Below are 23,558 nucleotides of genomic sequence, written 5' to 3' on the forward strand. Positions count from 1 at the left end.
GCGATCTCGGCGGTGGGGGGCGGGACGAACGGGACCGAGCAGGTCAGGCGGGCGGGCGCAGGAGGCCGTCCTGCAGCAGGGCACGGACGCGCGGCAGCAGATCGGCGGCGAGGTCCTCGGCCCCGACGCCGGTGAGGTCCGCGATCGCCTCGATGATAGCCCGCACCGACAGGTCCCCGTCGCAGGCACCGACGAACGCGGCGAGCGCGGTGTCGGCGTCCACGCGCCGCGCGAATCCGCCGCCCTGCACGAGGGTGATCACGGTCGGGTCGTCGTTGCCCGGCCAGTAGTGGCGCTCCTCCGTCACGTCGCCGGCGACCACGAGGTGCGCGCGCCCGAGGGCCTCGTCGTCGTGCCCGCGCGACCACGCGACGGCGTCGAGCGTCCGTGCGACGGCGGCGCCGAGGCCGGTCGGGTTGCTGCCGAGCGCGTCCGCGATCCGTTCGAAGCGCCGCAGCCGGGAGGCCCGACCGCCGCTCGGCGCGCCGCTCGCCTCCGCCACGGGGTCCGGTCGGCGGACGACGACGTAGCCGAACCCGACGGCGGTGACGTGTCGGGCGGCGAAGTCGTCGAGCCAGGCGTCGACGAGTCGGTCGTGGGCGGGGGTGCCGGGGCGCGTGCCGCCGTCGCGGATCCAGGTCTCGGCGTAGCGGGCGGGGTCCTGCTGCTCGCGCTCGACGACCCAGACGTCGACGTCGCGCGCCGACGCGGTGTCGTCGAACCAGCCGCGGACACGGTCGAGCCCGTCCTGGCCCCATCGGTACTCCCAGTTCCCGAGGAGCTGCGCCGTGCCTCCCGGCTCGAGGTGCTCGGCGAGTCCGCGCAGGACGGTCTCGACGAGGCCGTCGCCGACCATGCCGCCGTCGCGGTACTCGTACGAGGGGACGTCGTCGCGCCGGGGTGTGATGACGAACGGCGGATTCGACACGATGCGGTCGAACCGCTCTCCCGCGACGGGCTCGAACAGGGACCCGAGGCGGAACTCGATGCCGTCGAGCCCGTTGAGGTCGGCGTTGAACCGCGCGATCGCGAGGGCCCGCTCCGAGATGTCGGTCGCCACGACCTGGTCCGCGTGGCGACGCGCGTGCATCGCCTGGATCCCGCAGCCCGTGCCGAGGTCGAGCACGCGACGGACGGGGACGGGCACCATGAGGCCGCTCAGGGTCATCGTGGCACCGCCGACGCCGAGCACGTGGTCCTCGCCGAGCGGCCCGCCGAGGACGGCCTCGCCGAGGTCGGACAGGATCCACCAGCTGCCCGCGCCGGCGTCGTCGACGAAGGCGTAGGGCCGGAGGTCGACCGCCGGGACGACGTGGTCGCCCACGAGGCGCAGGAGGCCCGCGGCGGCGAGCGCCTCGACGCCGGCGGTGGGCAGGGCCGCGTCCGCGTCGGTCCGGGGCACGGCGACGCCGAGCACGAAGCACGTGGCGAGCGTGGCGGTGGCGGTCGGCGCTGTGGCGGTCAGTGCTGAGGGAGTCGGCGCAGTGGCGGTCGGTGCTGTGGCGGCGGGCGCGGTGGCGGTCGGTGCTCGGTCGTCCGCGCTGTCGTTCGTGGCACCGGTCGTCATGCCGGCGCGTCGCCGTGCGTCCAGGGCCCGGAGCGCGGGGACGCGGTCGCCACGGTGCAGGGCGGCCGCGGCGTCCGTGCCCCAGAGCGCGTCCACGGCGTCGACGGTGTACCCCGCGTCGCGCAGGTCCTCGGCGAGCGCACGGGCGAGTGCGCCGTCGGGGACGATCCGGCGGGCGGGCGCCGGGGCGAGTTCGGGGGCGTGCTGCGTCGTCACGCGCGAGCCGGGGTGTGCGCGCCGGCGGTGCGCGGTGCGGGCAGCGGCGGCAGGTCCTCGAGGAGCACGGCGGGCGGGACCTGCCACGTGCGGACGAGGTCGAGCACGCCGGGGAACCGCGCGGCGATGACCTCGGTCCGGACGCGGCTGCGTCGCTCGAGGCCGTCCTGACGCTGCTCGAGCAGGCCGGCCTCGCGCAGGACCCGGAAGTGGTGCGTCAGCGTCGACTTCGGCCGGTCGATCCCCACCCATCCACAGGCCTGCTCGGATCCGTCGCCGTCGACGAGGTACCGGTGCAGGATGGTGAGGCGGATGGGGTCCGAGAGCGCCGCCATCACGCTCGGCAGCGCGATCGCGTCCGGGTCCGGCTGCGGCAGGAGCGGTGCCGGGGTGGGGGCGACGGCGACGGCTGCTGACATGCGCGGAAGGTTACCACCCAGTACTGAGCAGTACGACTCGGGTCGTACTGGGAGTACAGTACGAGTCTGCTCGTACTGCGACCGCGCGGCGCGAGCCCGAGGACCAGGAGGAACGGCATGGCACCGACGGAGCGCACGAGCGACCACGGACAGGCCGTGTCCACCCAGCCGCGACGCTCGGTCGTCGCCTTCTGGATCGTCGCGGCGATGATGTTCATCTCAGTCGCGTCGTCGGCCATCCCCTCGCCGATCTACCCCGTGTACGCGGCCGAGTGGCACCTGAGCCCGATCATGCTCACCGGGGTGTTCGCGATCTACGTGGCCGGGCTCCTCGTCAGCCTGTTGACCGCCGGCGCGCTGTCGGACCACGTCGGCCGGAAGCCCGTGCTCGCGGTCGGTGCGCTCGGTGTCGTCGCCGCGATGGTGCTGTTCGTGCTCGCGAACGGGGTCGCGATGCTCATCGTCGCCCGCATCGTGCAGGGCGTCTTCGTGGGCGTGCTCATCGGGGCCCTCGGTGCGGCGCTCCTCGATCACTCACTCGAACGGCATCCCGCCCTCGCCGGCGTCCTCAACGGCGCGGTCCCGCCCATCGCCCTCGCGGTCGGGGCGCTCTCGAGCGGCATGCTCGTCGAGTGGGCACCGCTGCCCGAGCAACTCGTCTACATCGTCTTCGGCGCACTGCTCGTGCTCGCGGCGGCCACCCTCGTCGTCGTGCCGGAACGCGTCCGCAAGCAGCCGGGAGCGCTGCGGTCCCTGCGCCCCACCCTCGGGATCCCGGCGTCGTCGAAGCGCCTGTTCCGCAGCGTCGTCGGCGCCCTCGTGTCGAGCTGGGCGCTCGGCGGGATGTTCCTGTCCATCGTGCCGTCCCTCCTGCCGGCGGTGTTCGGCGTGACGGACCACGTGGCCGCGGGCGGGTTCATCGCGGCGTTCGCGGGTACCGGTGCGCTGACGGGGGTCGTCATCCAGCGCATGGACGCCCGTCACGCGGTCGTGCTCGGCCTCGTGGCGCTCGTCGTCGGGCCGGTCGTCACGCTCGGGTTCGTCGTCGCGCACCTGCTCGTGGGCGTCGTCGTCGGCGCGGTGATCGCGGGCGTCGGCTTCGGGGCGGGGTTCCAGGCAGGGCTGCGGATGCTGCTCGCCACGGCGTCCCCCGCACACCGGGCCGGACTCCTGTCGGCGATCTACGTCGCGAGCTACCTGGCGTTCGGTGCACCGAGCGTCGTCGCGGGGGTGTTCGAGCCGAGCGTCGGGATCGTGCCCGTGAGCGTCGCCTACGGCGGGTTCGTCGTGCTCGCGGCGGTCGTCGCCCTCGTGGCCCAGCTCCGGTCGCCCCGGACCGCTGCGCTCGAGCAGGCCGCCGCCGACGAGGTCGAGCGCATCGCGACGGGGACGATCCGCACCGTCTGACGCCACCCCCGACCTGGATCCCGCCCGGTTGAACCGCCTTCCGTCGTGTTGAACCGCGGAACAACCCGGTTCAACAGGGCGAAGCGCGGTTCAACGCGGGAGGAGCCGCAGCGGCAGCGCGATCAGCGCGACGAGGCCCCCATCGACCGATGGGCGTCGTCGTGCGCCGCGTCCACGGACGCCTTGCCCCGGTCGGCTGCAGCCCGCACCCGCGAGGACGGCGCGTGCCGACGCACCCGATCCCAGAAGTCGTGCAGCTTCCGGCGCAGCCAGGTCGAAATGCGGTGGAAGAACGCGAACTCGCTCGACAGGATCGTCAGACCGATGAACACGACGAGCCAGCCCGGCCCGGGCAGGGGCACGAGCGCCAGCCCGATGATGATGACGAGGCCGCCGACGATCCCGACGAGGACGCGGTAGACGAAGTGCAGGTGGGGCCGCGCGTGGATCCACGCTCGCACGTCGCGGAACCAGTGGAACCGGTGTCGCTTCGGCGGTACCGGCGCCGCGACGAGCGCCTGTCCGGGGGCTCGCGCTGCTCCATCGTCGTCCGCGGCACGGGGGTCGGCCCCGTCGGTGTGCACGCGGTCGCCGTCCATGGCTCGAGGCTAGGAACCCCGGCTGGGAAACCCCGGGGGTGCGGCTGGTGATGTCCCCCCGCGACGACCGGGAGGCCCGGCATCGGACACCGGGAGCGGTCCCGCCACGAGCGACACCGGAGCGCCCCGGTCATCCCGCGTGCGACTCGGCCCGCGTGTGCGACTCAGCCCGCGTGTGCGACTCCACCCGCGTGTGCGACTCAGCCCGCGTGTGCGACGCAGGTCCGCGCCCAGGGGACGGCGGCGAGTCGCGCCCGCGGGATGCGCTCGCCCCCGACGAGGCACCGTCCGTAGGACCCGTCATCGAGACGATGCAGCGCGGCGTCGACGAGCTCGAGCCGTCGGCGGGCGTCGTCGCGGACCGCGCCGAGGGACCCGCGCTCCCAGGCGAGCGTGGCGCCCTCGGGGTCGTGCTCGTCGTCGCTGTTCGCACCGTCCCGCGCAGATGCGACGTCGTCCATGCTCCGCTGGACCGTGCCGAAGAGGCGGAGCGTCCGGTCTCGCTCGGCGAGCAGCGCTAGGCGCGCGTCGAAGGGTTGGGGTGCCTCGACTCGCTCGTTGCGCGGGTACGCGGTCAAATCATTCACCTATGTCGTCAATCTTCTGCGCGAACAGTTGGAACGAGAGACTCTTCGCGGCGGGAGCACGAACCCAGTTCTGTAGTCGAACGATCTCCATCAACTTGGGCGCATCCGATTCCCGATACTGGCGGCCCTGGGTCGTCCCGTTCAACATCCGGGCCAACTTCTCCTTGGCGTCGCTCATCAGACCCACATGCCTTCCGTCTGTATTCGGCCGGTTCCAACTTGGAACATGCTTTTGGAAGACATCAGGCCACTGCATCAGCCAGGTTTCGAGCTCCCAAGCAGGCGCCGCCGCAACCACCGCCGAGTACCCCGCAGCCGCGAAGCCTGCTTCGACTTTCGCGGCAACTGCAACGTGTGCAGGTTCGACGGCGTCGCAGTCTTGGTGTGCTATCACCGCAACTACCTCTGAGTCGACCTCCGCCGCTCGAACCACTTTGAGTATCGCAGCCGCTCGGCTCGGAATCGCATCGGCAGGAGCATCCCGGAGATTAATTGAGGGCTTGCGGCGCGCGTCAACACGAACCGTCGCGTCCCCCCGCAGAGAGAGAATTATCTCTCGCAACGCTTTGGTATCATTTTCATTCTCTCCGAATATCAATATGACTCTCGGCTTGGATCGCACTGAAGAGCGTCGAGCAGTCAACGCGGCACCCCACCAAGCTCGCCCGAAAACCAGAGTTCTCCTAGCTCAACTTCTCCGGCCAGCACCTCAGCTTTCGCCGCAACGAGCTCGGGATCCACTGCCGGTAGTCGCGTCTCCCCGTCAGGACTTCGCTCGACGACGATCAATTCCCTGGGTGACAGGCGGCTGACGAGCGCTGGCGAATGCGTCGCGACGAGAAGCTGAGTGCGGCTTGAAGCCTCCCGTAGGCGTTCAACGAGTCTATCAAAGAGGTATGGATGCAGACCATGGTCGATCTCTTCAATGCAGGTAAGGAGAGGGGGATTAGGGTCATAAAGGAGAGCAAGGAGTGCGAGAACTCGGATGGTACCAAAGGAGGCGTCAGCAAGTGACGTGGAATCCCGTAGCCCACGCTCGACTATGCGAACGGCCACCGCACGATCTGCACCACCTACCTCGATAAACTCCAGGCGCTCAAATCCCGGAATCATCGCCTGCGCATCGTCGATGAAGTCTTTATAAGGTTGATCATCTTGGGAAAGCTTTACGAGCACGGAAGCCAGATTTCGACCGTCTGGCGCAATAGCGTCATCGGAAATGCGGGAGGGAAGTTGAGCCGCGCTGACGTCAACATTGAACACGCGGAAGGTGGTGAAGAGTCGAGCAAAGCGATCTATCTCCTCCCCGCCTTCCTTTGGAGGAAGCCGGCGCAGCGTGGAGAGCGCCAAAGAGTTACTTCGGAGCGGAAGCGCTCGCTCTTGGCTGTGCGAACCTCGAGAGTCGACGATTTCGGCCTTATCGCCACTGACGGTGATCCGCCGCCCGCGCCCTCGTAGCCGCTTGAAAATAAATTCCTCATTCCGCAGCAGCAATGACGACTGTTGAGCGAGCTTTCGCGTTGAGAATCGAAGCTCGTACTCATCGGGAGTATTTTCACTGCTGTATGTGGTCACATTCGCGGAGACGTGAATAGATACTCGACCAGAGTCAGGGCGCACCCCTCGGAAGCGCACGCGATCAATACCTCCTCGGCGCTCCAACGCGTCGGGAAGGTCATAGCGCGCTGAATCTCCCAGAAATTCGATGAGGTCGAGGAAATTGGACTTTCCCGCGCCATTAGGACCGACCAACACGTTGAGCGGATTGAGCAGCACGTCAACGCTTCGCAAGCTACGGAAGTTCGTCGCCCTGATACGCAGCAGTGGCCTCATGCATCAACGGTATCGGACCGCCAGCCGTGTGCAGCGTCTATCCACAGGCGGTCTCTGCTCGACGCTAGTGGCGGGACGGGCTCGGAGCGTGCCTCCCGGCCGGAATGCTCGCCGGGGTCCGTGCGTTCGTATGCACATGACGAAGAAGATCGGGTTCCTGTCCTTCGGGCACTGGCAGAACGTGCCGGGGTCCCGGGCGCGGTCCGCCCGCGAGGCCCTCGTGCAGGCGATCGACCTGGCCGTCGCCGCCGAGGAGGTCGGCGTGGACGGCGCGTACTTCCGCGTCCACCACTTCGCGCCGCAGCAGGCCGCGCCGTTCCCGCTGCTGTCCGCCATCGCGGCGCGGACGAGCCGCATCGAGATCGGCACCGGCGTCATCGACATGCGGTACGAGAACCCCCTCTACATGGCCGAGGAGGCCGCGGCCGCCGACCTCATCAGCGGCGGCCGCCTGCAGCTCGGCGTGAGCCGGGGATCGCCCGAGACGGCGCTCGCGGGCTACGAGTCCTTCGGGTACGCGCCCGCGGCGGGGCAGACCGACGCGGACATGGCCCGGCAGCACACCGCGATCTTCCGCCAGGCGATCGCCGGGCAGCCGATGGCGAACGCGAACCCGCAGATGACCGGCCGTGAGGGGTCGCTGCCCCTCTTCCCGCTGTCCGACACGCTCCCCGACCGCATCTGGTGGGGTGCCGGCACCCGCGCGACGGCGGAGTGGACCGCGGAGCAGGGCATGAACCTCATGTCGTCCACCCTCCTGACCGAGGACACCGGCGTGCCGTTCGACGAGCTGCAGGCCGAGCAGATCCAGCGGTTCCGCGACGCGTGGGCCGAGTCCGGCTGGGAGCGCACACCGCGCGTCTCCGTGTCGCGGAGCATCATCCCGATCATCGACGACGAGTCCCGCCACTACTTCGGCGTCCGGGCGCAGGTGGAGGGGCAGGACCAGGTCGGGCACCTCGACGGCGGCCTCGCGCGATTCGGACGCTCGTACATCGGCGAGCCGGAGCAGCTCGTCGCCGAGCTCGCCCAGGACGCGGCCGTCGCGGCCGCCGACACCGTGCTCGTGACGGTGCCGAACCAGCTCGGCGTCGAGTTCAACGCGCGCCTGCTCGCCGGCGTCAAGGCCGTCGGGAGCGAGCTCGGCTGGGACCGGGAGGCCGTGGGCGCGGCCTGAACCGTACCTCCCGTCCGGTTTGTCCCCCCTTCTGCCGACACTCGTGCTGGGGCTGGGGCGGATGGGACGCGCTTCGTAGGCTCGATCGCGTTCCACCCCTTCCAGGATCAGGAGACGTCCCCGTGTCACTGCCGGCTGCTGGCTGGTTCCCCGACCCCGCCGATGCGACGCGTCTGCGGTGGTGGGACGGTCGCACGTGGGGCAGTGCCACGCAGGCGCCCGCGCTGGCCGACCGGACACTGGCCCCCACGACGCCCGAGTCCGTCGCCCCGCACTTCTCGGTGACGTCGCAGGACCTCGACGAGCACGGCTGGGCGTGCGGATCCCGCACGGGATCGATCGCGCTCACCCCGGGCGGCCGGTTCAGCGTGCACGCCGCGCGGCGCTTCTGCCTGTTCGGCTGGGGCTCGCTCGCGCTGGCGTTGCTCGCCCTGGTGGTCGACCCGTTCGGGATCGTCAGCCTGCTCGCGGTGGTCGCCGCGATCGCGGGCATCGCCCGCCCCCGAGCCACGGGGGTGTGGCGTGTCGCCGCGCGCAGCATGGCCTTCACGGCAGCCGTGCTCGGCATCATGACCCTGGCGCTCGCCGCGAGTCAGCTCACGGGCGCCGTCCCCGCCTGATCGGGCGGCGCGTCCGGCCACGGGCGGCACGGCAGGCCAGGCGGCGCGTCAGGCCGCGGGCGGCGTCAGGCCGAGTCGGGCGCGGACCGCTCGACGAGCCGGGCGACGGCCGCGATCGGGATGCCGATCCAGTCCGGACGGTTGCGCGCCTCGTACACGGCCTCGTAGACGGCCTTGTCGATCTCGAACGCGTCGAGCAGGGTCCGCTGGGCACGGATGTCCGTCCCGGACGCCGCGATGTACCCGTCCACGAAGGCGCGGCGCGCATCGTGCGCCCACCCACTCGCATCGGTCGGGTGGTCGCCGTGCTGCAGGGCGCCGGCGACGTAGTCGAACGAGCGGAGCATGCCCGCGACGTCCCGCAGTGTGACGTCGGGTCGCGACCGCTCGGGCATCGGCCGGAGCGGCTCGCCCTCGAAGTCGAGGAGCACCCAGCCGCGGTCGGGCGACGAGACCGCCTGCCCCAGGTGGAGGTCGCCGTGGATGCGCTGGAGCCGGGGCCATTCGAGACCCTCGGCGGCGTCGTAGATCCTGCGGATCGCGTCGGCGTGCTCGGCGACGGCGGGCACCTCGTCGGAGGCGACTTCGAGCCGCTGCCGCATCGACCCGACCGCCGAGGCGATCTCGTCGGTGCCGGCCGCGACCGTCGGGAGCTGCTCGGCGAGCACCGCGTGCACCTCGGCCGTCGCCTGCCCGAGACCGTGGGCCTGCTCGGTGAAGTCCACGCCGTCCTGCGCGGCCTGGAGGGCGACGCGCCAGGCGTCCTCGAGCCCCGGCAGGAACTCCTGCGCGAACGCGAGGTGCCCCGTCGCCGTGCCCTCGTCCCGCCCGACGTCCGGCCAGGTGCCCCGGAGCGCCCCGAACGACCTCGGCACGCGCGTCGAGCCACCTGCCGAGAGCGCGGCCTGGGAGGTCACGTCCGGGTTGTCGCCGTGGTGCAGGACCCGGAACACCTTGACGATGACCTGGCCGCCGCCACCGTCGACGTCGCAGATCACGGACGTGTTCGACTGTTCGCCGCGGAGCACCCGGACGGCGGTCACGGCGCCGATGTCGGCGAGGTGCTGCCCCTCCACGCTGGCACCGTCGGCCTGCACGGTCGCGCCGCCGTCGATCGTCCCGAGCAGCCACCGTGCGTACGCGGCGTCGTGCGGCCCGTCGTAGAGCCACCGTTCGCCGTCCGTGGCGATGAGGACCTCGTCGAGCGCGTCGACCGGCTCGGTCCGCACGGTGAGCGGCACCTGGTAGAGCACGGGCGTGCTCGGGGCGTCGTCGATGACGAGCTGCGTGCTGACCCGGACGCCGTCGACCTCCCCCTCGAGGGCGGCGATGAGCCGGAGCGCGGGGTCGAGGCCCTTCGCGGCGTACCAGCGCTGCCCCGCCATCCAGGCGGCCACGACCTCGTGGGTCAGGGCGTCGACCCGGCGGTCGTCGCGCGGCTCCGAGGTCGATGTCGGGTCCGTCGCGGCGGTGGTCGGGGCTGCGTCGCTCATGCGCCGGAGCGTACGCCGGACGGACCGGCGCGGTTCCCTGGTCCGCGCCGGGAGGCCGTGGTCGGCTCCGGCTGGCCCGGGACGCGGGCAGCGCGGCAGGTCGGAGCCCGCGTGGGACACTGGCCCCGTGCCGCACTACCTCGAGGACCTCGCCGCCGGACAGACCTTCGTGACCCCGGGTCGCACGATCACCGAGGCGGACGTCGTGTCGTTCGCGTCGTGGACGAACGACAACAACCAGGTGCACACCGATGTCGAGTTCGCGAAGCAGACGCGGTACGGCCAGCGCATCGTCCACGGCATGCTCGGCGCGTCCCTGTGCCTGGGGCTGATCGCCCGCACCGGCGTGTTCGAGGGCTCCGCCGTCGCGCTCCTCGGCATCGACGGCTGGCGGTTCACCGCGCCCGTGTTCATCGGTGACACGCTCACCTGCACAGTCGAGATCCTGTCCACCCGTCGCACGAGCTCCGGCCGCACCGGCATCGTCGAGCGCACCGTGACCCTCCGGAACCAGCACGGCGAGGTCGTGCAGACCGGACGCATGGACGTCATGGTCCTCACCCGCGAGGCCGCCATCGAGTGACCTCCCGTCGGAGCGCGCGCGCCCGTCGCGCCTCTGCGATCATCGAGGTCGTGCCAGCTCTGCCGACGCCCGTCAGCACGGCCGTCCACGGCGTGGGCGGGGCCTCCCGGCCGCGGCGGCTCGCCCGCCTGCTCCGGATCAGGCGGCTCGCCCGCCTGATCCGGATCGCCCTGGAGGGACGGCACAGCGGGTGGACCGCCCCGCTCCTGCTGTGGGTCGGCTCCCGTGCGGTGAGCACCGTGCTGCTCGTCGGCGTGCTGCTCGTCGGGGCCGCCGCCGGACACGAGCCGGAGGGCCACGGCGGCGCCCACGGTCTGCTGGCGTTCTCCGGCTCCTGGGACGCGTGGTGGTACCAGACCGTCGCGGTGCACGGGTACCCGCGGTCCGTCCCCCTGGACCACCACGGGCACGTCGAGCCGAACGCGTGGGCGTTCCTCCCGGTGTTCCCCGCCGTCGTCCGTGTCGTCATGACCGTCACCGGGCTGTCCTTCTGGGGTGCGGGCGTCGTCGTCTCCCTGTTCAGCGGCGCCGGCGGCACGGTCGTGCTCTACCGGCTCGTCCGCGCCGTCGCCGGGTCCCGACGGGCCCGGCGCGCCACGGCCCTGTTCGTGTTCGGGCCGCTCGGGTTCCTGCTGCAGGTGCCCTACGCCGAGGCGCTGTCCCTGCTGCTCGTCGCGGGCGCGTTGCTCGCACTCGTGCAACGCCGGTACCCGCTCGTGGCCGCCCTGGGCGTGGTCGCCGCGTTCACCCGCCCGGGCGCCCTCGCGCTGGCCGTCGCGGTCGCCGTGCACCTCGTCGCCATCGAGGTCCGGGCCGGTCGATCGCGCACCCGGGGCCTGCCCGCCCGACGGTGGATCCAGCGCGTCCCCTGGACGACGCGCCTCGGCCTCGCCGCCACCGGGATCGTGGTCGCGGTGGCCGGTCTGGCCTGGCCGTTCATCGCGAGCGCGGTCACCGGGCGGCCGGACACCTACCTCGACAGCGAGCTCGCCTGGTGGACCGGGTACGTCGGCCACGTCCACTTCGTGCCGATGACCCCGTGGTTCATGCTCGCCGGACGGTGGCTCGGGAACGGCGGGTTCGTCCTGGTGATCGCCGTGATCGCCGCCGCGGTGTGGCTGCTCGTCCGGCGGAGCACGCGCGCGCTCGGGCCCGAGGTGGTCGGGTTCGTGGCCGCGTACGGGGTCTACCTCGTCGCGGTGTTCCTGCCACAGCAGAGCCTCGTGCGGCTGCTCATGCCCGCCGCGCCCGTGCTCGGGACCGACCTGTTCGTGCGGACGCGGCGGCGCACGGTCGTGCTCGCCGTCGTCGGCGTGGTGCTGCAGGCGATCGCGATCGTGCTCATCTGGTACATCGGGTTCCCGTGACCCGGCTCCCCGTTGTGGTGGGGCGCGTTCGCCCCCCTGTGCCGATGCGCCGACCCGCTTCGGCGGCCAGCGCTCCCCTACGCGTCGAAGGTGTGGAACCAGGCCGTGCCACCGGGGTGCTGCACGGTGAGCATCTCGTCGAGGTCACGGTAGGGGCCGTCCTCGTTGTGGCTCGCGGACTTGATGAGCACCGTGCCGTCGGGCTTCGGGAACACCTCGGACACGATCGTCGTGTGGTCCGGTGACCCGTTGCCGTTCCAGTCCCACATGACGATGTCACCGACCCCGACCTTCGCGCGCTCGTCCAGCGTCCGCCGGGTGAGCCCGAAGGCGGCGGCGTTCGTCCGCAACCACGGGTCGAGCGACGGGCAGTAGGTCCAGGTGGCGGAGTGCTCGGCCCCGGCGTCGTGGTTGTACCAGTCGTCGCGCTGCTGCCACCCGCGGGCGACGAGCGTCTGGCTGACGAAGTTCGCGCAGTCGCCGCCGATCGCGTTCATGTTGCCGTACTCCGCCAGGTTGTAGTTCGACCAGTGCGCCATCGCGTACTGGAGCTGACGGTCGACGGCGGTCAGCGCGGCGTACGTCAGCGTCGTCGTGGCGACGGGCGTTCCCGCGGTGGCTGCGGTGGGCGTCGGGGTCGAGGTCGCGCCGCTCGTGGCGGTGTCCCCGCTCACGCCGTCGTTGCTCGTGCTGCCGTTGCCGTCCGACGTCGTCACGTTCGCCGACGGCACCGGCTCCACCGCACGGGTCAACAGCGCCACCTCCGCGCGCCCCGGGGCGTAGGAGGCCTGGTGCGGAGCCGTGAAGGTCACCCGCTCACCCGTCGCGTGGACGTCCCGTGCCGCGAGCCCGCCGACCGTCACGCCCGCGACCCGCGCCAGGCCGGACCCCGTGATGGTCACGGTCACCCCGCCGGCCAAGGGCACCTGCGCCGGCGACAGCGCCCGTGCGACCGGGTGCGCCGCGCCCGTCGACGCGCTGCCCGTCGTGGGGCCGTGCGTCGCGGACCCCGAGGACCGGTCGTCCGCCGTGCAGGCCGCGAGCGCCAGGCCGACACCGGCGACGCCCGCCAGCGAGAACAGGGAACGTCGGGTGAGCGCGGCGGGAGCAGTCATCGTCCGGACAGGGTAAGCGATACGTCCGACGATGCGCCGGTGGCCCACCGTTCCCGAGATCTGGAACCCCGAGACGACCGACGCCGCTCAGGACCGTGGACCGGTGACGTTCACCAGCCAGGTGACGCCGAAGCGGTCGCTCAGCATCCCGAACTCGTCGCCCCACGGGGCGGCGGTCAACGGCGCGATGATCGTCGCCCCGTCGGCCAGACCGTCCCAGTAGCCGTGGAGCTCCTGCCCGTCGTCGCCGCTCAGCGAGATGCTGATGCGGGACCCTGTCGGGGCCTCCATGCCGTTCGGCGTGTCCGAGGCCATGAGCAGGAGGCCGTGCGGGGTCACCAGGACGCTGTGCATCACCTTGTCCTGCTCGGTCGGGTCCTCACTCGCGTGCATCTCGCCGAACGTCGACAGCGTCAAGTCGCCGCCGAAGACGTCGCGGTAGAACTCCATCGCCTGGCGGGCCTCGTCACGGAAACCGATGTAGGGGTTGAGTGCGGTGGGCATCGTCGCTCCTCGCGTGCTGGCTGTGGAGCGGCGTGCGCCCCGTCGCGGTGCGCCCATGGTGCCAGAGGCCGCTGCGCACCACCACCATCGCCCGCAGCGGAGAACGACCATGCCGAGACGACAGGTGCAGAACGACCACCCGCCGAGACGGCGAGAGGCCCGGATCCTGGTGGACCCGGGCCTCTTGCCGTGCGGTTCTCGGTGGAGCTAAGGGGATTCGAACCCCTGACCTTCTCATTGCGAACGAGACGCGCTACCAACTGCGCCATAGCCCCGAGTGCCCAGCAAGACTAGCACCGCAGCAGGCTCGATCCGAAATCGAGCCCGGCACGACATCGGTCCGGCTGGGCGACCGCGTTCAGACCGCGCGGCGGCGCCGGAGGACCGCGTCGAGGTCCGTGCGCTCCCACGAGTCCTCGTCGATGATCCCCATACCCGCGTACTTGCTCGGCGGTGCCGACGGTGCAGCCGGTTCCGGCCGCCGGTCGTCCGCAGTCCGGGTGGCGGTGGTCGGGCCTCCCGGCTGTGGTCCACCAGCGGCCCCGTCCGCGGCGGGAGCGCGCAGCCCCATCCGCTCGGCCAGGGTGGTCGTCGGCGTCGCCTGGTCGTGCTCGGCGAGCGCGGCCGCAGCGGCCTCGACATCGGATCGGATCGGCGTGACCCGAGCGAGGTCGGGGTCGGTCGCGCCCGCGGCCACGGCAGCTGCCTCTGCTCGGCGTCGCGCTGCTTCCGCGTCCGCGGCCGCAGCGGCCTCGGCGACGCGCTCGCGGAGGCGTGCGGCGAGCGCCGCCGACGACTCCTCGGCCGCCTGGCGGGCTTCCGCACGGGCGCGCTCCACGTCCGGTCGCGACACGTAGAGCGGCTTGGGGACCTCCACGGGCGTCCAGCTCCGGTCCTCGGCGGCCGGTGCGGTCTCCGCTGTGCCAACGGCGGTGTCGATCGGAGCGGCGTTCCGTGCCCGTGCGGACCGGGCGCGCGGTGCGGGTGCCCGGGTCGCCGCGGCGACCCCGGCGGCACGGCGCATCCGGGCGCGGCCGACGGCGGCGAGCTGCGCGAGGACCGCCACCGCCCCCACGACCACGAGCGCGGCGGCGAGCGCCATGAGCCACATCGCCGGTGCGGCGACGAGCGTCACCACGGTGACCACGAGCCCGACGAAGCCGATGAGCGTCGCCCCCAGTCGAGAACGACGCATGCGGCGGGCGGTGAGCGCCGGCGACGCGGCGACCCGCTCGAGCTCGGGCTCCTGCTCCGCCAGGCGTCGCGTGATCTCACGCTGGCGTGCGGCCTCGTGTGCTCGGACGATGGCGCGGCGGCGGGCTTCTTCGCTCGCGGCCACACGCTGGGCCTCTGCCAGGGATCGGGCGTTCATCTCGATGCGGACCTCGTCCGGGAGTTCGGCGGTCTGTGCGAGGATCCGGAGCGTCTGCTGCAGACGCACCGCGTTGCGCTCCGTGGCGAGGTACTGCCGACGCGCGTGCCACGAGGGCATGAGGTAGACGAGCCACAGCACCGCCGCGATGAGGAGGACGATGCCTCCGCTCCAGGACCCGATGCTCACGGGGAACACGGTATGGGCGGGCCGCGCGCCGATCGGTCATTGCGCGTCGCGTGTTGAGCGAGTCGCGCCGGATTCGGGTTGTGGAGGACGAGTTCAGCCGCGGCGCGAGGTCGCGATCGGCATCGCGGCCTCCTCACGGGCCTGGTCGGGCACGCTGCCCTGACCTGCGGGCACGGCGCCGCGCACCCAGCGGTCGAGGACGCCCTCGCGGACCTCCTCGGCCACGAGCGCGAAGCAGAAGTGGTCGCGCCAGTCACCGTTGATGTGGATGTACCGGCGCCGCAGGCCCTCGTACCGGAACCCGAGCTTCTCGACGACCCGGAGCGAGGGCGCGTTCTCCGGACGGATGCAGATCTCCACCCGGTGGATCCCGACGGAACGGAAGCAGTGGTCGGTCGCGAGCGCGACGGCGGTCGGGGTCACGTTGTGCCCCGCGGCGCTCTCGACCACCCAGTAACCGATCGACGCACTGGCGAGCGAGCCGTAGCTGATGCCCGACACGTTGAGCTGTCCGACGAACCGGCCGTCGAGCTCCATGGCGAAGGGCAGGCCGAGCCCTGCACGCGCGTTCGCCTGCAGGGCCCGGATGCTCCCACGGACGTCCGCCGACACGAGTCCCGACGGGTTCGTGGCCTCCCAGGTCCGCAACCAGCTCCGGTTCATCGACAGGGCCATGTCGAGGTCACGGGTGTCACGGAGGCGCAGCGGGCGGATGGTGATCCGACCGTGCGTCAGGGTGGGGATGGTCGTCATCGGGGGATCGCGTTCCTGGTTCGGGTGTCCCGGACGGGACGGCTACTCGCCCGCGTTGAACTCCTTGAGCCATTCCTTGAGCTCGGGGCCGAGGTCGTCGCGGTCGGAGGCGAGCTGGACGATCGCCTTGATGTAGTCGAGTTTGTCACCCGTGTCGTACCGGCGTCCACGGAACACGACGCCGTACACGCCACCCGTCCACTCCTCGGCGCCGGCCATCTTCATGAGCGCGTCCGTGAGCTGGATCTCGCCGCCCTTGCCCGGCTCCTGCTTCTCGAGGACGTCGAACACCTCGGGGCGGATCACGTAGCGACCGATGATCGCGAGGTTGGAGGGGGCCTCCCCCTGGGCGGGCTTCTCGACGAGACCGGTGATCTTGACGACGTCGTCCTCGTCGGTCTCCTCGACGGTCGCGATGCCGTACATGTGGGTCTGGGACGCCGGGACCTCGAGCAGGGCGACGACGGTCGCGTTCTTCTCGTCCTGCACCTCGATCATGCGCTTGAGCAGCGGATCACGAGCGTCGATGATGTCGTCGCCGAGGAGCACGGCGAACGGCTCGCGGCCGACGTGCATCTTGGCGCGGAGCACGGCGTGGCCGAGGCCCAGCGGGTCGCCCTGGCGCACGTAGTGCATGTCGGCGAGGTCCGTCGACTGGTTCACCTTGGCGAGCTTGTCGTGGTCGCCCTTCTTGCGGAGGGTCTCCTCGAGCTCCGACACGTGGTCGAAGTGGTTCTCGAGCGCGTTCTTGTTGCGACCGGTGATCATGAGGACGTCATGGAGGCCCGCGTCGACGGCTTCCTCGACCACGTACTGGATCGCGGGCTTGTCGACGACCGGGAGCATCTCCTTCGGCATCGCCTTGGTCGCGGGGAGGAACCGCGTCCCCAGCCCTGCGGCCGGGATCACTGCTTTGGAAATCTGGAAACCCATGGCGACGAGCGTATCCGCTGCCCCCACGACGCGGGCGTTAACGGATGGGGGACCGTGTGGAGGACACATGGCCACGCGGGGACGAGCCGTTAAGCTCGTGGCCATGAGCGCCGAGAGCGACATCGGGAACGCCAAACGAGCCCTCCGTGCCGAGCTGCGGCAACGTCGCCGCATGCACACCGCGTCGGAGCGGAGCGCGTTCACCACGGACCTCACCGCCACGCTCCAGCGCTTCGTGGAGGAGCGGGCGATCTCCTCGCTGTCGGCCTACCTCCCGTCGTCCGACGAGCCCAACGTCCGCCCGTTCCTCAACTGGGCGTTCGACGCGGGCATCCGCACGCTGTTCCCGATCGCCCGGGACGACGGCCTGCTGGACTGGGCCGTGGGGGACGGCGAGACCGAGCACCAGGGTCTGGCGGGCGTCCCCGAGGTCGTCGGCGAGGTGCTCTCGCCGATCGCGATCAACGACGTCGACGTCATCCTCGCGCCCGCGGCCGCCGTGGACCGAGCCGGCATGCGGATGGGCTGGGGGCGCGGCTACTACGACAAGACCCTCGGATCCATGGCCAAGCGTCCGCCCGTCTATGCTGTGGTGTTCGACGCGGAGTACGTGGACGAGGTCCCTCGCGAGCGCCACGACCAGCCCGTCGACGGCATCATCACCCCATCGCGCATCCTCACCTTCCGGAGCTGACGTGCCCACCTACTCCTACCGCTGCACCGAGTGCGGTACCGCCTTCGACGTCAAGCAGTCCTTCTCGGACGCGGCCCTGACCGAGTGCCCGACCTGCGGCGGCGTGCTCCGCAAGGTGTTCAGCCCCGTCGGAGTGACGTTCAACGGGTCCGGCTTCTACCGCACGGACTCCCGGTCGTCGTCCGGGGCATCGGGGACGAAGTCCGAGTCCGGTGGCGGATCGACGCCGAGCGAGTCGTCGTCGTCGAGTTCGACCTCGTCGAGTTCATCCGGTTCGACCTCGTCGAGTTCATCCGGTTCGTCCTCCACAGGCTCGTCCTCACCGTCGTCGTCCTCATCCGGGAGCTCCAGCGCGGCCTGAGTCGTGCTCCGTCGGTAGCGTGATCCGTGCCGGTCGACTGGACGCCCGGCCGGTCCCCGTGGCGCGGGCCGACACCTGGACACGAGGGGGTCCCGTGAAGGGCTTCAGGGAGTTCCTGCTCCGCGGCAACGTCATCGACCTCGCAGTCGCCGTCGTCATCGGCGCCGCGTTCACCGCGATCGTCAACTCGATCGTCACGGCGGTGATCAACCCGGCGGTCGGGGCGCTGTTCAACGCGTCGAGCCTCGAGCACACCTGGGTCCTCACGATCCCCGGAGTCGGCGGGGCGCACGCCGAGCTCCACTTCGGTTCCGTGCTCGGTGCCGTGATCCAGTTCGTCATCGTGGCCGCGGTCGTCTACTTCGCGCTCGTGCTGCCGGTCAACCGCCTGAGGAAGCTCGCGTTCAAGCGCGTCGAGAACGACGTCGAGCAGCCGCCGGCGGACGTCCCGCCGACCGATGTCGAGGTCCTCCTCGAGATCCGCGACCTGCTCCGACAGCAGCAGGGGATCACCGGTCAGGCCGCGGGCGCGCACGTCGCCCCCACCGACGCGCCGACGGGACCGGGCATCAGCGGCACGACGAAGCTCTGAGACCGGGCCGATCGCTCGCCACCCAGGTGCCGGAGGCACCGCCGCTATCCTGAGTGGATGGGCGACCGGCGGGTTCGCCACGACGGCGAACGAGAGGCCCGACGCCATGGCGGACATCAGTGGGAGGCGAGCCCGTCCGGACTGGCAGACCTGGCCGAACCTGCTGACGCTCGTCCGGTTCGTCCTCATCCCCGTGTACGTCGGACTGGTCGTCGCGGGACACCCCGGATGGGGCCTCGTGTCGCTGGTCGGACTCGGGGTCACCGACTGGGCGGACGGCTTCATCGCCCGCCGATTCCACCAGGAGTCCGCACTCGGCAAGGCGCTGGATCCCGTGGCGGACCGCTTGTCGATCGTCGCGATCGTGTTGTCGCTGGTCCTCGTCGGGCTCCTGCCGTGGGTCGTCGTCGCCGTGGTGGTGGTCGTGGACCTGGTGCTCGTCGCCATGTCGAGCGCGTTGTTCCGCGGGTCACCAGACCTCGACGTGACCTGGACGGGCAAGATCCGCTCGGCGCTGCTGTTCGTCGGGCTGCCCGTGCTGCTGTTCTCGTCGACGTCGGTCGCCGAACACCTCACGTGGGTGCGTGTCGTCGCCCTCGTGTGCATCGTCCTCGGCACGGTCGGGCACGTGCTCGCCGGCGCACAGTACGCCGCTGCCATGGTGCGGAAGCGCCGCGGCGACGCCGTCCCCGCTCGCTGAGGTCGGCACCGCACGGACGGCAGTCTCCTCGCTGACCTCGCGCTGCCGAGCGCTGCCACGCTTCCCCGATCGACGCGTCGCCCCTGCGTACGTGAGCCGCACAGTTCCATCCGCCGACTTCCGCCGCCGACACGACCGTTGTCGGGCGACGCGTTGAACGTCGTCCCGGTCCGACGGGGGCCGTGCGAGGGCGGAACGGGGAGGCAGGAGGGCTCACGGGCGGCGGGAGGGCCGCCTCAGCCCCAGTGCGGCGGCCGGTCGCCCAGCAGCCGCGCGTCGTTCTCCCCCGCGCCGTGCCGCTCCGGCTCGGGCGCGGGGTTCGGGTCCGTTCCCGGCGCCGGAGCGGTCGTGACCCGGCGGCGGCGAGTCGGGCCTCCCGGCCGTCGGTCATGAGCGGCCGTGGCGCCGTCAGACGTGCGGTCCTGTGCGCCCGTCGTCCGCCCGGCTGACGGGTCGCCCGCGGGGCCAACGGCGGACGGGTCGCCCGCGGGACCAGCGGCGACGGCCTCCGCCCCCGTGGCGGAACGGACGTCGGCGTGGGCCGCCCAGCTCCCGCGGAGCTGTTCCGTCCCTGGGGTGACCGGTCCGGCCGGTCGGGAGGCGCGCCTCCCGGTCATCGGGACCAGCCGGCGACCGCTGGCCAGCCCGCGGTCACTGCCGGGCCGGGACCGGCGGGATCGCGATCTCCTGCGTCGCACCACGGTCGACGCCGAGCACCTGCGCGACCGTCGTGGCGACGCGGTCCGGGTCGGAGAAGAGCTGGAAGGCGTGGACGCGCACGTAGTGCCAGCCGAGCCGTCGGAGCACCTCGGGCCGGAGGCGCAGCGACTCGCGCAGGGAGCCCTTGGCGAGCGACGCGTCGGTCTCGATCGTCACGCAGACCCCGCCGTGCGCGGCGACGAGGCCGAGCTTGCCGCGGTGTCCGAGCGCCACGGGGATGCCGCGCATCTCGAGCCGGCGGGCGAGGTCGACGAGCAGCGGGTCGCTGTCGTCGGGCACGTACTCCATGCTCGTGCGGGCCCGGACCTCCGCGAGGATCTCGGCGAGCGCGACGGTGCCGTGACCCATGCGCTCGGCCTCGATGTCGGACGGCTGGAAGCACGTGACGATGATCATCGACCGGCGGGCGCGGGTCATCGCGACGGCGAGCAGGCGTTCGCCGCCGGGCTTGCCGAGCGGACCGAAGTCGCGGAGGACGCGGCCGTGGGGCGTGCGCCCGTAGCCGATCGAGAACACGACGCGGTCGCGGCTCTGGGCGACGGACTGCTCGAGCGTCACCACCATGAACGGCTCGGGGCGGTCGCCGATCACGAACTCGGTGAGGTCCTTGTGGCCCTGCACGGCGGCGAGGACGGCCTGCTCGACACGAACGGCGTGCTTGGCGGACGCCGTGATGACCATGAGCGACTCGGTCGGCCGGTTCTTGGCGTGGTCGAGGACGAGCCGCACGACACGGTCGACCTCGGCGTCGACGCTCTCGACGGCGCCGGACTCGGGGTCCGGCACGGCCTTGCCCTCGGCGACGTAGTCGATCGCGATCGAGCCGTGGCCGAGGAACGAACCCGCCCACGGCAGGGACTCGATGCGGCCCCCGTAGAAGCGCCGGTTCACGAGCTCCGCGAGGTCCTCGCCGCCGGCGCGGTACGAGCGCGTGAGCGACAGGGTCGGCAGGAGCGTCGAGAGCTTCGCCAGCGCGGAGTCGGCGTGCAGCGAGTCGAGCGTCTGCTCGTCGACGCGGAGCGCCCGGTGGTCCGGGTCGACCGCGATGCGGAACGGGGACGGCGTCTGGGTGACCGGGTCGCCGAAGACCACGGTCTGCTTGGCGCGGCGGATCGCCCCGACGGTCTCGGCGATCGTCACGGCACCGGCGTCGACGAGGATCACGGTGTCGAACGGCATCGTGTCGGCGATCTGCGGGACCTCGTACGGCGACGCGAGCCACACGGGTGCGATGGCGCGGGACAGGTGCGGTGCGGAGTCCTGCAGCAGTCGCGACGTGATCGCGGGCTGCCGGAGCTGCGCCTTGAGCTGCGCGGCCTCGTCCGGCCAGTCGACCAGGCCGACCTTCCAGTTCTCGGCGAGCTGCCACGCCAGGCCCTGGGACACCCCGGCAGCGTGGGCGTCGTCGACGAGCCGGAAGTCCGCCTCGACGCGGTCGAGCATGTCGGTGTTCGCCCCGAGCAGGGCGCGGTCGCCCTCGAGCAGCATCTCGAGGCAGGACTGCCACCACGCGAGCTCGAGCTCGGCCGGCACCTGGGACTCGGGCACGTGGCGGTTCGCCAGGTCGGTGATGAGCGGCTCGAGCTGCAGGTCGCGCAGGGTCGTCATGAGCTCGGTGCGCTCCTGCAGGTTGTGCAGGACGTCGCTCTCGGCCGCGAGCTCGCCGATGTCCGCGACGAGCTGGTCGATCGGCAGGTTGGCGAGCTGCCGCTCACGGGACGTGTTGCCGAGCGGCTCGTCGAGACGCGCGAGGTCCTCGGCGACGTTCGAGTAGAGCACCTGGACGTCGGCGATGCCGGTGGGGATCTCCGGGGCGACCCCGGCCGCCACGTACCGCTGCCACAGGACCCGCTGCTGCTGGACCCGCGTCAGGGCCTCGTGCAGGTCGGACACGTGCACGCCCGGACGGACGTACTCGCGGGCGAGCTTCTTGAGGCGACGGCGGTTCGTCGCCGACATCGGGGCACCCTCACCACGCGGGGCCGTCGCCGCGACGAGCTCGGACACGGAGCGATCGAACACGACGGGCAGGAAGCGGTCGAGGGTGTCGCGGATCTCGGTGAGGAGCCGCAGGTACACGCCGAGTTCGCCGATCGTCGTGAACGGCCGCATGTGGGTCGAGCCGATGAGGTCGTTCGCGCGCTGCAGCAGCGTCGGCAGCTCGGTGGCGTGCAGGCCCTGCGCGGTCTGGTGCGCCTTGTGCGCGGCGGCGCTGGACGCGAACCGGGCGCCGTACCAGGGCGAGTCGTCCGGCCCGTACTTGAACTCGCCGAGGTTCGCGGCACTCACCATCGTCTCGGCGACGCGCGCGCGACCGTCGACCATGGCCTCCACGGACGACCGCGACAGGCGCGCGGTCGTGGCGGGCGGGACCGGGAGGAGCGACAGGCGGGACAGCTCGACCAGACAGTCGAGCACGGAGACACCGAACGCCGGGTCGACGCGGCCGAGTGCGCCGCGGTAGTCGAGCAGGACCTTGCGGAGCCGGACGAGCGCGTCGTCGACCTCGCGGAGGTTCGGCTTCGTCGACTTCTCGTTGCGGCCGATCGCGCGGATGAGGTCGCGCCGGAGGGTCGCGGGGGTGACGGCGACGCCGGGCAGCTGGACCTCGACGAACCGGCTGGCGATGCCGCGCAGGGTCGCGCGCCGCGGGCTGACGACGAGCACGCGCTTGTTCGCGGCGACGAGGCCACCGAGGGCGTTGACGATGGTCTGGGTGCCACCCGTGCCGGGCAGGGTCTTGACCACGATGGAGTTGCCCGCCGTGATCTGCGCGATCACGTTCTCCTGCTCGTCGTCGGCGTCGAGCAGGAGCGTGTCGGTCTCGGGGCTGCGCTCGTCGGACGGCGTCTGCTCGACCGGCCGGTAGGACTGCTCGACCTGCCACTTGGCGCTCGGGTTGCCGGCGAGGGCGTCGAGCACCGGGTGCGAGAGGTCGCGGGTGTCCTCGACCATGCTCGACGCGACCTCGGCGAACGTCGACACGACGAGGCGCGGGTGGACGCTGAAGTGCGGCAGGTGCGCGGTGAGGCCGCGGAGGCGGTCGATGACCGGGTTCGGCGTGAACGAGCCGTCCTGCTGGGCGAGCGCGACGAAGGCCTCGGCGTCGAGCACGATCCCGAACTGGTCGCGCAGGGCGTCGGCGAGCGCCGGGTTGAGGACGGGCTGGCCGAGCAGTCGGACCTCGAAGTCGCGCCCGTGGCGGCGGATGGCGAGCGGCCGGAGGAGGACCGGCCCGCGGTGGTCGACGTCGGCGTGCCGCCAGTCCACCATGCCGATGCCGAGCTCGACCGCGTCGATCCCGCGCACCGTGGCGAGCTCGGTGCCCTTCTCCTCGACGAACCCGGCGGCGATGCGGGCGGCGCGGAACGCGACCTCGTCGCGGATGAGGCTCGACAGCAGGGTCGTCTTGCCGGTGATGAACTGTGCCAGACCACCCGGGTGGGTCGTGCTGAGCTCGATGCGAGCCCGGGGGTGATCCGAGAAGTGGATGAGCGGGGACGTGCCACCGACACCGGAGAGCTGCTCGCGCCAGGCGTCCCACACGGGCTCGGCCGCGTTCCCCGCCGTGAGGCGCGGGTCCCCGAGGCTCAGCTGCTGTGGGCTCGTCACCTGCTCGGGCGCGCGCAGGTCATCGGCGCGGACGTCGTCATCCACGTCGTCCTCGCGCTCTGCAGTCCTGTCGACACGCCACACACCGATACTGTAGGCGGCCCGCCGAGCCCCGACGGTCAATGAACGCCGATTTCGACACATC

Annotated in this window: 22 protein-coding genes, 1 tRNA gene and 1 pseudogene; 9 read left to right on the top strand and 15 right to left on the bottom strand. The window is 71.6% G+C overall.

Going from position 1 to position 23,558, the window contains the following annotated elements:
• Positions 1-43: 43 nt before the first annotated feature.
• Positions 44-1,783 carry a methyltransferase gene (locus DEI86_RS14715; protein WP_375342180.1) on the bottom strand — a complete coding sequence of 580 codons (1,740 nt, stop codon included), beginning with the start codon at positions 1,781-1,783 and terminating at the stop codon, positions 44-46.
• Positions 1,780-2,202 carry a helix-turn-helix transcriptional regulator gene (locus tag DEI86_RS14720; protein WP_111026248.1) on the bottom strand — a complete coding sequence of 141 codons (423 nt, stop codon included), beginning with the start codon at positions 2,200-2,202 and terminating at the stop codon, positions 1,780-1,782. Before DEI86_RS14720 ends, DEI86_RS14715 begins: the two co-directional genes overlap by 4 nt.
• Positions 2,203-2,319: 117 nt before the next feature.
• On the opposite strand from DEI86_RS14720, the gene DEI86_RS14725 reads away from it, so the two are divergent.
• Positions 2,320-3,609 (top strand): MFS transporter, encoded by a 1,290-nt coding sequence (locus DEI86_RS14725; protein WP_111050014.1) that lies wholly within the window; start codon positions 2,320-2,322, stop codon positions 3,607-3,609.
• Between the two features lie 122 nt (positions 3,610-3,731).
• On the opposite strand, the gene DEI86_RS14730 is transcribed toward DEI86_RS14725, so the two are convergent.
• From DEI86_RS14730 to DEI86_RS14745, 4 genes are all read right to left on the bottom strand, one after another.
• Positions 3,732-4,208, bottom strand: a complete 477-nt coding sequence (locus DEI86_RS14730) for a TIGR02611 family protein (RefSeq protein ID WP_111050015.1) — start codon at positions 4,206-4,208, stop codon at positions 3,732-3,734.
• Between the two features lie 200 nt (positions 4,209-4,408).
• Complete coding sequence (locus DEI86_RS14735) at positions 4,409-4,795, bottom strand: TraR/DksA C4-type zinc finger protein (RefSeq protein WP_258376571.1); 387 nt, start codon at positions 4,793-4,795, stop codon at positions 4,409-4,411.
• Entirely contained in the window at positions 4,788-5,417 is a 630-nt protein-coding gene (locus tag DEI86_RS16360; protein ID WP_146244960.1) for a hypothetical protein, read from the bottom strand. Before DEI86_RS16360 ends, DEI86_RS14735 begins: the two co-directional genes overlap by 8 nt.
• A gap of 17 nt (positions 5,418-5,434) precedes the next feature.
• Positions 5,435-6,628, bottom strand: coding sequence for an AAA family ATPase (locus tag DEI86_RS14745; protein WP_111050017.1), 1,194 nt, complete (start codon positions 6,626-6,628; stop codon positions 5,435-5,437).
• 130 nt (positions 6,629-6,758) lie between these two features.
• On the opposite strand from DEI86_RS14745, the gene DEI86_RS14750 reads away from it, so the two are divergent.
• Both DEI86_RS14750 and DEI86_RS14755 read left to right on the top strand, forming a co-directional pair.
• Entirely contained in the window at positions 6,759-7,805 is a 1,047-nt protein-coding gene (locus DEI86_RS14750) for an LLM class flavin-dependent oxidoreductase (RefSeq protein ID WP_220038531.1), read from the top strand.
• A gap of 122 nt (positions 7,806-7,927) precedes the next feature.
• Positions 7,928-8,425, top strand: coding sequence for a DUF2510 domain-containing protein (locus DEI86_RS14755; protein WP_111026251.1), 498 nt, complete (start codon positions 7,928-7,930; stop codon positions 8,423-8,425).
• 65 nt (positions 8,426-8,490) lie between these two features.
• On the opposite strand, the gene DEI86_RS14760 is transcribed toward DEI86_RS14755, so the two are convergent.
• Positions 8,491-9,918, bottom strand: coding sequence for a phosphotransferase (locus tag DEI86_RS14760; RefSeq protein ID WP_181439803.1), 1,428 nt, complete (start codon positions 9,916-9,918; stop codon positions 8,491-8,493).
• A 127-nt stretch (positions 9,919-10,045) separates the two neighbouring features.
• Here DEI86_RS14760 and DEI86_RS14765 point away from each other — a divergent pair, with 127 nt between their 5' ends.
• Both DEI86_RS14765 and DEI86_RS14770 read left to right on the top strand, forming a co-directional pair.
• The gene (locus DEI86_RS14765) at positions 10,046-10,501 is read left to right on the top strand and encodes a MaoC/PaaZ C-terminal domain-containing protein (RefSeq protein ID WP_258368596.1); all 456 of its coding nucleotides are present in this window, start codon (positions 10,046-10,048) and stop codon (positions 10,499-10,501) included.
• A gap of 50 nt (positions 10,502-10,551) precedes the next feature.
• A complete protein-coding gene (locus DEI86_RS14770) occupies positions 10,552-11,868 on the top strand; it encodes a hypothetical protein (protein ID WP_258376572.1) in 1,317 nt (438 codons plus the stop codon).
• Between the two features lie 77 nt (positions 11,869-11,945).
• On the opposite strand, the gene DEI86_RS14775 is transcribed toward DEI86_RS14770, so the two are convergent.
• The 6 genes from DEI86_RS14775 to galU form a co-directional block, all read right to left on the bottom strand.
• A complete protein-coding gene (locus DEI86_RS14775) occupies positions 11,946-12,983 on the bottom strand; it encodes an amidase domain-containing protein (protein WP_111050019.1) in 1,038 nt (345 codons plus the stop codon).
• An 87-nt stretch (positions 12,984-13,070) separates the two neighbouring features.
• Complete coding sequence (locus DEI86_RS14780) at positions 13,071-13,487, bottom strand: VOC family protein (RefSeq protein WP_111050020.1); 417 nt, start codon at positions 13,485-13,487, stop codon at positions 13,071-13,073.
• Positions 13,488-13,689: 202 nt separating this feature from the next.
• Positions 13,690-13,762: transfer RNA gene (locus DEI86_RS14785), tRNA-Ala, on the bottom strand.
• An 83-nt stretch (positions 13,763-13,845) separates the two neighbouring features.
• The gene (locus tag DEI86_RS14790) at positions 13,846-15,048 is read right to left on the bottom strand and encodes a DUF3040 domain-containing protein (RefSeq protein ID WP_146244961.1); all 1,203 of its coding nucleotides are present in this window, start codon (positions 15,046-15,048) and stop codon (positions 13,846-13,848) included.
• A gap of 93 nt (positions 15,049-15,141) precedes the next feature.
• Positions 15,142-15,801 carry a GNAT family N-acetyltransferase gene (locus tag DEI86_RS14795; protein ID WP_111010436.1) on the bottom strand — a complete coding sequence of 220 codons (660 nt, stop codon included), beginning with the start codon at positions 15,799-15,801 and terminating at the stop codon, positions 15,142-15,144.
• 42 nt (positions 15,802-15,843) lie between these two features.
• Positions 15,844-16,734 (bottom strand): UTP--glucose-1-phosphate uridylyltransferase GalU, encoded by an 891-nt coding sequence (gene galU, locus DEI86_RS14800; protein ID WP_111010437.1) that lies wholly within the window; start codon positions 16,732-16,734, stop codon positions 15,844-15,846.
• A 103-nt stretch (positions 16,735-16,837) separates the two neighbouring features.
• On the opposite strand from galU, the gene DEI86_RS14805 reads away from it, so the two are divergent.
• Together DEI86_RS14805 and DEI86_RS16995 are read left to right on the top strand one after the other, a co-directional pair.
• The gene (locus DEI86_RS14805; protein WP_111010538.1) at positions 16,838-17,428 is read left to right on the top strand and encodes a 5-formyltetrahydrofolate cyclo-ligase; all 591 of its coding nucleotides are present in this window, start codon (positions 16,838-16,840) and stop codon (positions 17,426-17,428) included.
• Positions 17,319-17,570, top strand: a pseudogene (locus tag DEI86_RS16995) (FmdB family zinc ribbon protein); the annotation flags it as partial. The gene DEI86_RS14805 and the pseudogene DEI86_RS16995, both read left to right, overlap by 110 nt.
• A gap of 14 nt (positions 17,571-17,584) precedes the next feature.
• On the opposite strand, the gene DEI86_RS17000 reads toward DEI86_RS16995, so the two are convergent.
• Entirely contained in the window at positions 17,585-17,737 is a 153-nt protein-coding gene (locus tag DEI86_RS17000; RefSeq protein ID WP_309146571.1) for a hypothetical protein, read from the bottom strand.
• A gap of 146 nt (positions 17,738-17,883) precedes the next feature.
• On the opposite strand from DEI86_RS17000, the gene mscL reads away from it, so the two are divergent.
• The gene (gene mscL / locus DEI86_RS14815) at positions 17,884-18,381 is read left to right on the top strand and encodes a large conductance mechanosensitive channel protein MscL (RefSeq protein WP_111050022.1); all 498 of its coding nucleotides are present in this window, start codon (positions 17,884-17,886) and stop codon (positions 18,379-18,381) included.
• A 106-nt stretch (positions 18,382-18,487) separates the two neighbouring features.
• Entirely contained in the window at positions 18,488-19,081 is a 594-nt protein-coding gene (locus DEI86_RS14820) for a CDP-alcohol phosphatidyltransferase family protein (protein ID WP_111050023.1), read from the top strand.
• Between the two features lie 651 nt (positions 19,082-19,732).
• Here the strand turns inward: DEI86_RS14820 and DEI86_RS14825 are convergent.
• Complete coding sequence (locus DEI86_RS14825; RefSeq protein WP_111013152.1) at positions 19,733-23,557, bottom strand: ATP-binding protein; 3,825 nt, start codon at positions 23,555-23,557, stop codon at positions 19,733-19,735.
• Position 23,558: the final 1 nt, after the last annotated feature.

It is taken from the genome of Curtobacterium sp. MCBD17_028, from assembly GCF_003234875.1.
Taxonomy (GTDB): domain Bacteria; phylum Actinomycetota; class Actinomycetes; order Actinomycetales; family Microbacteriaceae; genus Curtobacterium.

Excerpts from the sequence above, each read along its gene's own strand:
- DEI86_RS14720 (WP_111026248.1), bottom strand. The coding sequence starts at position 2,202 with ATGTCAGCAGCCGTCGCCGTCGCCCCCACCCCGGCACCGCTCCTGCCG.
- DEI86_RS14725 (WP_111050014.1), top strand. The coding sequence starts at position 2,320 with ATGGCACCGACGGAGCGCACGAGCGACCACGGACAGGCCGTGTCCACC.
- DEI86_RS14730 (WP_111050015.1), bottom strand. The coding sequence starts at position 4,208 with ATGGACGGCGACCGCGTGCACACCGACGGGGCCGACCCCCGTGCCGCG.
- DEI86_RS14745 (WP_111050017.1), bottom strand. The coding sequence starts at position 6,628 with ATGAGGCCACTGCTGCGTATCAGGGCGACGAACTTCCGTAGCTTGCGA.
- DEI86_RS14750 (WP_220038531.1), top strand. The coding sequence starts at position 6,759 with ATGCACATGACGAAGAAGATCGGGTTCCTGTCCTTCGGGCACTGGCAG.
- DEI86_RS14760 (WP_181439803.1), bottom strand. The coding sequence starts at position 9,918 with ATGAGCGACGCAGCCCCGACCACCGCCGCGACGGACCCGACATCGACC.
- DEI86_RS14775 (WP_111050019.1), bottom strand. The coding sequence starts at position 12,983 with ATGACTGCTCCCGCCGCGCTCACCCGACGTTCCCTGTTCTCGCTGGCG.
- DEI86_RS14780 (WP_111050020.1), bottom strand. The coding sequence starts at position 13,487 with ATGCCCACCGCACTCAACCCCTACATCGGTTTCCGTGACGAGGCCCGC.
- DEI86_RS14795 (WP_111010436.1), bottom strand. The coding sequence starts at position 15,801 with ATGACGACCATCCCCACCCTGACGCACGGTCGGATCACCATCCGCCCG.
- galU (WP_111010437.1), bottom strand. The coding sequence starts at position 16,734 with ATGGGTTTCCAGATTTCCAAAGCAGTGATCCCGGCCGCAGGGCTGGGG.
- DEI86_RS14805 (WP_111010538.1), top strand. The coding sequence starts at position 16,838 with ATGAGCGCCGAGAGCGACATCGGGAACGCCAAACGAGCCCTCCGTGCC.
- DEI86_RS14820 (WP_111050023.1), top strand. The coding sequence starts at position 18,488 with ATGGCGGACATCAGTGGGAGGCGAGCCCGTCCGGACTGGCAGACCTGG.
- DEI86_RS14825 (WP_111013152.1), bottom strand. The coding sequence starts at position 23,557 with ATGTGTCGAAATCGGCGTTCATTGACCGTCGGGGCTCGGCGGGCCGCC.